This is a genomic window from Wolbachia endosymbiont of Drosophila seguyi (genome assembly GCF_028981765.1).
In the GTDB taxonomy this organism is placed as follows: Bacteria; Pseudomonadota; Alphaproteobacteria; order Rickettsiales; family Anaplasmataceae; genus Wolbachia; species Wolbachia pipientis.
In genome coordinates this window covers 1-7,086 of the sequence record NZ_JAPQLM010000113.1, presented here as the reverse complement: position 1 = coordinate 7,086, position 7,086 = coordinate 1, and the positions used below count along the sequence as shown (strand labels likewise).

The following is a 7,086-nucleotide window of genomic DNA, read 5'->3' as shown; positions in this document are numbered from 1 at the left end:
CAGAAACTCTATCAGGTACTTATTGCGCCAAAAAACTTTCAAGCCCTTTTTAAGTATACGCGCTAAAGTTAAAATCCGACCGGGACAGCCGCAATAAAGTAGATAAGCCTAAACGCCATCATGTCTTTAGGAGAGTTTGCTAATGAAAGTTCTTAAGTTGACGCCATTGGCTGAACGGATACGATTTATTTCAGTGCATGAGCTGGTCCTTTTCGGGTTTTAGCGCTGTGTACATAACTGCACGAACGTCTAGTTTAGGGGTAAGAAAAATTAGGGCCCGCAAATTAATCCAAACACATAAGTGTAGTGTTACCACCAAATGCTGTAGTGTTAACACTTACAACTTTTTCTGTAGAAAAACGCTGTAAATAATGAGGACCACCAGCTTTTGGCCCAGTGCCAGATAGTCCTCTACCACCAAATGGTTGTATCCCAACTGCTGCACCTATCTGGTTACGGTTGATGTAGACATTTCCAACTGATATTTTTTTACTTATAGTGTCAATTTGACTTTGTATACGACTCTGCAAAGAAAACGTAAGCCCATATCCAGTACTATTTATATCACTTATAACTTCATTTAATTGTGACTTGTTAAAACGTATGATATGTAAAATAGGACCAAATACTTCTTGCTTTAATTGCGAAATTTTTTGTATCTCATAAATATATGGAGGAAAGAAATAACCATTATGAGAATTTGTATCCATGGGTACTTTAAATAACAGATTTGAATCTTCGTCCTCTGACATTTTTTGCGTATGTTGAGTTAGCATATCGATAGATGCTTTGTCAATTATTGGACCAATATCAGTACTAAGTTGTATTGGGTCACCAATCTTGAGTTCTTGCGCTGCACCGCATATCATTTTTATCTGCTTCTCTGCTATGTCCTCTTGAATAAACAGCACTCTAAGTGCAGAACAGCGTTGACCACTGCTACGAAACGCAGAAAGCAAAGCATCCATAGCCACTTGCTCTAAAAGAGCAGAGCTATCAACTATCATAGCATTGAGCCCTCCTGTTTCAGCAATAAGTGGCACAATAGGACCATCCCTATTTGCAAGCATTTTATTGATTATTTGAGCAGTTTGTGTTGAGCCAGTAAAAGCTACTCCGGCAATTCTATTGTCTGGAACTAATATTTTGCCTAAATATCCACCATCCCCAGGAATGAGGTGTAACACATTCTTTGGTATCCCAGCTTCATGTAGTATCTTAACAGCTTCGTAGGCAATAATCGGCGTTTGCTCTGCCGGTTTTGCCAGCACTGCATTACCTGCTGCAAGTGCAGCTGAGACCTGCCCAATGAAGATAGCGAGCGGAAAATTCCACGGTGATATGCATAAGAAAACTCCTCTGCCTTCAAAAAAGATGAAGTTATCTTCACCTGTTGGGCCCGGCAATTTTTTCCAGTCGCTCAGTTCATTTTTTGCTATCATTGCATAATAACGCAGAAAGTCGATTGCCTCTCTTACTTCTGCTATTGCATCGGATAAAATTTTTCCTGCTTCCACAATCAGAATGTAAATTAACTCTTTCATCCTTTCCTCAAGCAAATCTGCAGCTTTTTCAAGGCATTTAGCGCGCTCTTCTGCTGAAACATTCTGCCACTTAGCAAAAGCACTGTGTGCTATTTCAAGAGCGTTTAAAGCTTGATCGCTTGTTGCACTTGACACTTCTCCAATTACATTTTCCAAATGTGCAGGATTCACTACTTCGATAAATTCAGCATTATCAAATAGTGCTTTTCCATCAATTATTGGTCCAATTTGCCACTTTTTTTCACTAAAACCCTTTATATCATCTGCAAATTGTGAGACTATCACAGAATCACTAATATCCATCCCCAAGGAATTTTTTCTTTCTGGTCCCAAAATATCTTGTGGTAATGGAATGCCTGGATGAGGTTCATAATTAAAATTTATAGCTTTTTCCAGTGGATCTGAAATTAACTCATCGATTTTAACGTTAGGATCACTTATTTGATTAACAAACGAACTATTAGCTCCATTTTCAAGAAGGCGTCTTATAAGATAAGGCAACAAGTCACTATGTTCCCCAACGGGTGCGTAGACACGACAGCTAACATTTGTTGCAAGCTCTGACATTGCATAATCATATAAGTCTTTTGCCATTCCATGTAAGCGTTGAAATTCAAATCCAGGGTGGTTTTTATCAGCAAGTTCCATGATAGAAGCAAAAGTATAGACGTTATGAGTTCCAAAGCATGGGTAAAAGCTGTTTGATTTACTCAAAAGTTTCTGTGCGCACACGAAGTAAGATACGTCAGTATAGCTTTTTCTTGTAAATACTGAGTAATCATTTAATCCCAATTCTTGCGTACGCTTGATTTCTGAATCCCAATATGCACCTTTTACAAGCCTCACCATAATTTTGTGCTTTGATCGGATAGCAACATCTTCAACAAAGTCAAGAACAGATAAAGCGCGCTTTTGATATGCTTGCACAGCCAAGCCAAGTCCTTCCCACTCAGAAAGTGATTCATCAAGCCGTAATTGTTCAAACAAGATTAAGGACATTTCAAGCCTTTCTGTTTCTTCTGCATCTATGCATAATGAAATGTTGTATTTTTTTGCTTCATGACAAAGCTCTAGCAGTTTAGCTCTCAACTCTTCAGCTATATTATCGAATTGACCAAATTCATAACGTGGATGTAACGCAGACAATTTGATTGAAACTCCATGCGATTTAAAACAATCATTTATTTCAGTGGATTCACCTATAGCTTTTATTGAGTGCATGTATGAATTAAAATACTCTTCTGCATCTTCAGCTGTGTGAGCAGTTTCGCCAAGCATATCAAAAGAGTATAAAAACTTACTATTGTCATCTAGTTTTGCATACCTTAAAGCTTCTTCTATGGTTTCTCCAACAACAAAATGATTACCAAGCATAGACATTGCTTGTTTTACTGCTTTGCGAATGATCGGTTCTCCTAAATTCTTAAGTAACTTAGAAATTGCGTAATAGAACTTCGAATCGCCTTCATTATCTCTCAATATACTGCTACCTATCATCAAGCTCCATGTAGAAGCATTGACAAACAACGAAGAAGAGTGCCCTAAATATTTATTCCATTCCTGATTGGCAATTTTATCTTTGATTATTTCGTCTATTGTATAATCATCTGGTATTCTAAGTAGTGATTCAGCAAGGCACATCAATGCTATTCCTTCATCATTGGAAAGCGAGTATTGCTGCATAAAGGAATCTACAATACTTAATTTATTGTGTTTGATTTTTTCAATAACTTGTTTTGCAATATTATAAATTCTATTTTTTGAATCAGCCGAAAGCTCTGCTTTTTCTACAAGATAACGTATATAACTCTTTTCATCAGTACGATAAAATCCTTGTAAACGTTTTCTGAGTTCATTAGGTTCTTGTATAGAGCTTATCATATATAATTATCTCCAAAAAATACTCCGACACCATATGTATGGTGAAATTATATCATAACTTTGCGCAGAGCAAATTGCTATTTACAAAGGGATCAGGGCTGGCTAAAAGAAGTCCATGCAATAACTTCACTAAATCAAAAAGATTGTGCAAGTATGTAGCTCAACACTCCACCACACATCAAGTATTTAGTCTCAGTTGCGGTTTGTACACAGCATTTGAGTTGAATTGATTGTTCAGAATTATCCTTTCCTTTGATGATACATTCTAGATTTCCACCTGGCACTATTTCACCCTTTATGCTTATTACCTTACTACCATCAAATATCTTTCTGGTTATTCCATTTTGGAATATAAGTGGAAGAACACCCATACCAACTAAGTTGGACCTATGTATACGCTCAAAGCTTTCTGCAATTACAACTTTAATCCCCAACAATAAAGTACCCTTTGCTGCCCAATCCCTACTTGAACCTGTGCCATACTCCTTTCCTGCCACAATGATGAGAGCTTCCTTGTAGCGCATCGCCGCATCAAAAATTGGCATAGTTTCTTGAGAAGGAATATATTTTGTATATCCACCTTCGGTGCTAACCATTTCATTTTTTATTCTAATGTTAGCAAAAGTCCCACGCATCATTACATTGTGATTACCACGGCGAGACCCGTATGAATTGAAATCCCGTGGTTCAATTCCAAGCCCTTTTAAATATAGACCGGCAGGACTACTCGAGGCAATATTTCCCGCAGGGGAAATATGATCAGTAGTTATGCTATCGCCAAACATTGCTAATATTTGTGCACCCTTTATATCGATTTTATTATTTTTAGGTGATAAGTTATCAAAATAAGGCGGATTTTGTATGTAAGTACTGTTTGCATCCCAATTATAGATTTCACTTTTTTCACACTTTATCTTCCGCCAATGTTCATCACCAGAAAAAACATCCTTATACTTTTGTATAAACATCTCACGTGTTACCACACTTTTAACACAATCTTCGATTTCATTGTTTGTTGGCCATATATCTTTGAGATAGACATCATTTCCATTCTTATCTTTGCATATTGAATCTTTTGTCAGATCAATTTGCACAGTACCAGCAAGTGCATATGCAACAACAAGTGGCGGAGATGCCAAGTAATTAGCTTTGACTAACGGATGAATTCTTCCTTCAAAGTTACGATTGCCAGATAAAACTGCAGCAACGGTTAAGTTTTTGTTTTTAATGCCATCTTCTATATCTTTATTAAGTGGACCAGAATTCCCAATGCAAGTTGTGCAACCATATCCAACTAGATTAAAACCCAAAGCATTTAGATCTACCTGCAATCCAGACTTTTCTAAATATTCTGTTACAACTTGTGACCCTGGAGCAAGAGAAGTTTTAACCCAAGGCTTTGATTTTAATCCAAGTTTAATTGCATTACGAGCTACAAGACCTGCAGCAATCATCACACTTGGATTTGAAGTATTAGTGCAGCTTGTTATTGCTGCAATAACTACACTTCCATCTTGGAGTTTATCGCTTTCCTTTGACTCATTAACTGAAAATGATTTAGAAAAAGACTCTGCCACTTGTGAAAGAAAAACCTTATCTTGTGGTCTTTTAGGACCAGCCATTACTGGCTTCACGCTCGATAAATCAAGTTCTAGTGCGTCAAAAAATGCTAACTCATTATTGCCACGCCACAATCCTTGCTCTTTCGCATAAGCCTCAACTAACTTAATCAGCTTTTCTGGTCGCCCTGTTAAATGTAAATAATCGAGTGTTTTCTGATCAATTGGAAAAAACCCACAAGTTGCACCATACTCTGGGGCCATGTTTGCTATAGTGGCTCTATCTGCCAAAGATAAATAATCTAAACCATCACCATAAAATTCTACAAACTTACCAACAACGCCTTTTGTTCTTAGGATATTGGTAACCGTCAGCACTAAATCAGTCGCAGTTACTCCTTCCGGCAGTCTGCCAATTAATTTAAATCCAACTACTTCTGGAATCACCATACTAATTGGTTGACCAAGCATCACAGACTCAGCTTCTATGCCTCCAACACCCCAACCAAGAACTGATAACCCGTTAACCATTGTAGTATGGCTGTCAGTACCAACTAAAGTATCAGGATATATGACTCCATCATTATTACACACAACTTGCGCTAAATATTCAAGGTTCACTTGGTGGCAAATCCCTGCGCCAGGCGGCACTACTCTAAAATTTGTGAAGGACGATTCTCCCCACTTTAAAAATTGATATCTCTCCAAATTTCTTTTTACTTCTAACTCAACATTCTTACTGAATGCGGAAACACTTCCATAACTATCTACTTGAACAGAATGGTCAATCACAAGATCAACCGGTACAGACGGATTTATATTGCTTGGGTTTCCTCCATTTTTCTTAACATAGTCCCGCATTGAAGCTAGATCAACAACAGCAGGAACCCCTGTAAAATCTTGCATCAACACCCTTGCTGGTTTATAGCTAATTTCGTGATTAGTGTGTTTATTAACGCAGTCTGCTAGTACTCTTATGTCATCTAGCTTTACGTTTACTCCATCTTCATTGCGCAATAAACTTTCAAGCAGAACCTTAAGTGAGCAAGGCAATTTAGTCACATCTATTCCTAAAAATTCACTAGCACTACTTAGGCTAAAATAGTTGTATGACTTCCCGTCAATGTTTAAAGTCGTTTTTGCATTTAAAGAATTGTTCATCCTATCACACTATATTAGTTAAAATTGGAATTACTACCGTTACTTTTTTGTTGTTGACCTTGCTGCTCATACATAGTTTCAAAATCTATAGGATCTAGCATCAGTGGGGGAAATCCACCACTACTTGTAACTCTTGCAATTATTTCTCTTGCAAAAGGGAAAAGAAAAGTAGGTCCGCCAATAAACAAAGCTTGTCTTACCTCTTCCTCACTCAACTCTTTTAAATTTTCTATTGAAAAAATGCCACAATATTTCGTCTCACAAATGAAAGCTACACCATCTTTTATGCCTTCATCTTTTACCGTTGCTTTGACTTCTATATGCAAAGTAATTTCATGAAAAGATTTTTCTTCATTCACTTCTTCTTTGTTTTTCGTCCCTTCTAATTTTGCTGAATTGATATTAACCATTACATTAATATCTGGAGCTTTACTAGAAGAAAGGAATGGCGAATTCGGATTCTCAAATGATAGATCTTTAACATATTGACCGTGAATTCTCATTTTTTGTTGTGGCATTTCTTACGTCTCCTTTAATTAAGTTGAGATATTTAATACTTTCTTATATAATATATTCATTTACAAACGAATAGCAAACCTGATTATAAGTTGATATGAAAAACATATTTTCATTAATAATTAATAATGTTCGGATACTTTATATGCCAAGGAGTTGAGTTACTATGATAGAGCTTGTAATATATGCTTTATTAACGGCGTTCATTTTTTCACGTTTGTATAATTCTTTAGGAAGGTCAGCCAACCTCAACCTAAAAAAGCTAACTAATGTATTGGATGTAAGCCGAAGTAGAGAAGATGTAGTAGAAAACATTGAGGGTTACATTGATAGCAATGATGAAAATTCAATAAAAGTTACTTATAAACAAATATTAAAAAAAAACAAAGATTTTTCTATTTCCCACTTTATAGAAGGTTCAAGCA

At 36.6% G+C, this 7,086-nt stretch carries 3 protein-coding genes and 2 pseudogenes; 2 read left to right on the top strand and 3 right to left on the bottom strand.

What is annotated here, in order from left to right; genetic code table 11:
• Positions 1-143 (top strand): annotated as a pseudogene (locus OZD62_RS06165) (IS4-like element ISWosp8 family transposase); the annotation flags it as partial.
• Positions 144-284: 141 nt separating this feature from the next.
• Here the strand turns inward: OZD62_RS06165 and putA are convergent.
• From putA to secB, 3 genes are all read right to left on the bottom strand, one after another.
• Positions 285-3,425 (bottom strand): bifunctional proline dehydrogenase/L-glutamate gamma-semialdehyde dehydrogenase PutA, encoded by a 3,141-nt coding sequence (putA, locus tag OZD62_RS02530; RefSeq protein WP_275019361.1) that lies wholly within the window; start codon positions 3,423-3,425, stop codon positions 285-287.
• A 134-nt stretch (positions 3,426-3,559) separates the two neighbouring features.
• A complete protein-coding gene (gene acnA, locus OZD62_RS02525; RefSeq protein WP_275019360.1) occupies positions 3,560-6,145 on the bottom strand; it encodes an aconitate hydratase AcnA in 2,586 nt (861 codons plus the stop codon).
• Positions 6,146-6,159: 14 nt separating this feature from the next.
• Positions 6,160-6,663: a protein-export chaperone SecB gene (gene secB, locus OZD62_RS02520; protein WP_006279761.1), complete on the bottom strand. Its 504-nt coding sequence runs from the start codon at positions 6,661-6,663 to the stop codon at positions 6,160-6,162.
• A gap of 164 nt (positions 6,664-6,827) precedes the next feature.
• Here secB and OZD62_RS02515 point away from each other — a divergent pair.
• Positions 6,828-7,086, top strand: a pseudogene (locus OZD62_RS02515) (Tim44/TimA family putative adaptor protein); the annotation flags it as partial.